Origin of the sequence: Mesorhizobium sp. M1396 (assembly GCF_040317725.1) — a bacterium.
GTDB lineage: Bacteria > Pseudomonadota > Alphaproteobacteria > Rhizobiales > Rhizobiaceae > Mesorhizobium.
In genome coordinates this window covers 1-1,532 of the sequence record NZ_JAMYLA010000138.1, presented here as the reverse complement: position 1 = coordinate 1,532, position 1,532 = coordinate 1, and the positions used below count along the sequence as shown (strand labels likewise).

At 62.9% G+C, this 1,532-nt stretch carries 1 protein-coding gene; it reads left to right on the top strand.

The features are described from left to right. Positions 1-212: 212 nt before the first annotated feature. Positions 213-1,529, top strand: a complete 1,317-nt coding sequence (locus NKH02_RS34295) for an IS4 family transposase (RefSeq protein ID WP_352884251.1) — start codon at positions 213-215, stop codon at positions 1,527-1,529. The last annotated feature ends 3 nt before the right edge of the window (positions 1,530-1,532 follow it).

The following is a 1,532-nucleotide window of genomic DNA, read 5'->3' as shown; positions in this document are numbered from 1 at the left end:
CCTTCTCCCCTTGTGGGCTAGCGTGCGCACACATTTGCTTCGTGCTGTGGTCAAGCGTGAAGAAGCGAGGCCGGAAAATGGCTTGATGCGGTTGAATCGTATGTGATTCTGTAGCTGCCATTGTTGATTCTGGAGGTTTCGACGATGGCTTCGTTGCTTGGATACTTCGGCGACCTGCGCCTGCAAAAAAGGGGAGCATGGTTCTGGAGCGCATGTTTGCGCGTGTCAGCGCGGGCATGCGCCGGCTGGCTGACACGCGCGCCGAGAAGGTCGCGTTCACGCGCCTGTTTCGCAATCGCCACGTGAGCAAGCAAGAGATCATCCGCACGGCGGCGGCGCGAACCAGCGAAGTGGCCGCCGGCCGCCACGTGCTGATCATCGAGGACAGCAGCGAGATAAACTATGAAGCCAAGGCTTCGCGCAAGCGCGGTCTCGGTCGTGCCGGCAATGGCAAGGATATCGGGCTGTTCGTACATCCGGCGCTGGCCGTGGATGCCGTGAACGGCTCGGTCCTTGGCCTTGCAGGCGCCACGATCTGGCGGCGCCAGGCAAAGAAGGCGGATGACTACCAGGCGCTGCCAATCGAAGACAAGGAAAGCTACAAATGGATCGGTACCGCCAAGGCGGCATGCCAGGCGCTGACCGACACGCCGCAGATGACGGTGGTCGGCGATCGCGAAGCCGACATCTACGAAGTGTTTGCAAGGCTTCCCGACGAGCGCACCCATGTGCTCATCCGCGCTGTACGGGATCGGGCCTTGGGTACGCGGGGCGAGCGCCTGTTCAGCGCGATCGCCAAGACCCCGGAAACCGGCCGCATTGCCTTCGAACTGCAGGCCCGACCCGGCCGGCCGGCCCGCACGGTCGAACTGGCCGTTCGCTTCAGCGCGGTGAGCTTGCGCCAGCCCCGCCTTGGCGCCGACAGCCGCGATCCGCGCGAACTTATGCTCAACATGGTGGAAGTGCGTGAGATCGATCCACCCTCGGCCAAGGAAGCGGTGATCTGGCGGCTTCTAACCACACATTGCGTCAACACCCTGGCCGGCGCCATTGCTATCGTCGAGATGTATCGCTCGCGTTGGATCGTCGAACAGCTGTTCCGGACCGTGAAGTCGCAGGCCATCGATCTGGAGGAAAGCCTCATCGCCGATGGCGATGCACTCGAACGCCTGGCCGCCACCGCGTTGGTCGTCGCCACCAGGGTCATGCAACTCGTACACGGACGTGGTTCGCCGGGCCTCGACTTCCAGGCCGCACGCCTCTTCGATCCCATCGAGATCTCCGTCCTGGAAATGCTCATCGCCAAACTCGAAGGCAAGACCCAAAAGCAGAAGAACCCGCACCCCACGCACACGCTCGCCTGGGCCGCCTGGTGTATCGCCAGGCTCGGAGGCTGGAACGGCTACGAAAGCGAGCGCCCGCCAGGGCCCATCACCTTCACCCACGGCCTCAGACGCTTCAACGCCATCACAGACGGCTTCGTTCTCGCCTCGCAAAATCAACCCGAAGCAAATGTGTGCGCACGCTAGCCC

Bases quoted from the DNA above. Each gene is read 5' to 3' on its own strand.
- NKH02_RS34295 (WP_352884251.1), top strand. From the start codon at position 213: ATGTTTGCGCGTGTCAGCGCGGGCATGCGCCGGCTGGCTGACACGCGC.